Origin of the sequence: Klebsiella sp. EMBS2024 (assembly GCF_036233805.1) — a bacterium.
GTDB lineage: Bacteria > Pseudomonadota > Gammaproteobacteria > Enterobacterales > Enterobacteriaceae > Klebsiella > Klebsiella pneumoniae.
Map to the genome: position 1 here is coordinate 27,460 of NZ_JAZARW010000004.1, position 478 is coordinate 27,937.

Sequence of the window (478 nt, forward strand, 5' to 3'; positions counted from 1 at the left end):
ACGTCAGACGNGCACCGGCCTTCGCGTTTGAGCAGAGCAAGCGCGCGACCATAGGCGGGCGCTTTATCCGTGTTGATGAATCGCGGGATCTGCCACTTCTTCACGTTGTTGAGGATTTTACCCAGAAACCGGTATGCAGCTTTGCTGTTACGACGGGAGGAGAGATAAAAATCGACAGTGNGGCCCCGGCTGTCGACGGCCCGGTACAGATACGCCCAGCGGCCATTGACCTTCACGTAGGTTTCATCCATGTGCCACGGGCAAAGATCGGAAGGGTTACGCCAGTACCAGCGCAGCCGTTTTTCCATTTCAGGCGCATAACGCTGAACCCAGCGGTAAATCGTGGAGTGATCGACATTCACTCCNCGTTCAGCNAGCATCTCCTGCAGCTCACGGTAACTGATGCCGTATTTGCAGTANCAGCGTACGGCCCACAGAATGATGTCACGCTGAAAATGCCGGCCTTTGAATGGGTTCA

Annotated in this window: 1 protein-coding gene; it reads right to left on the reverse strand. The window is 55.4% G+C overall.

Annotated features, from left to right (window positions below; all coding sequences use genetic code 11):
• On the reverse strand, window positions 1–443 hold a 443-nt coding region (locus VZP09_RS24990), incomplete at its 3' end, for an IS6 family transposase (RefSeq protein ID WP_442910131.1).
• Window positions 444–478: the final 35 nt, after the last annotated feature.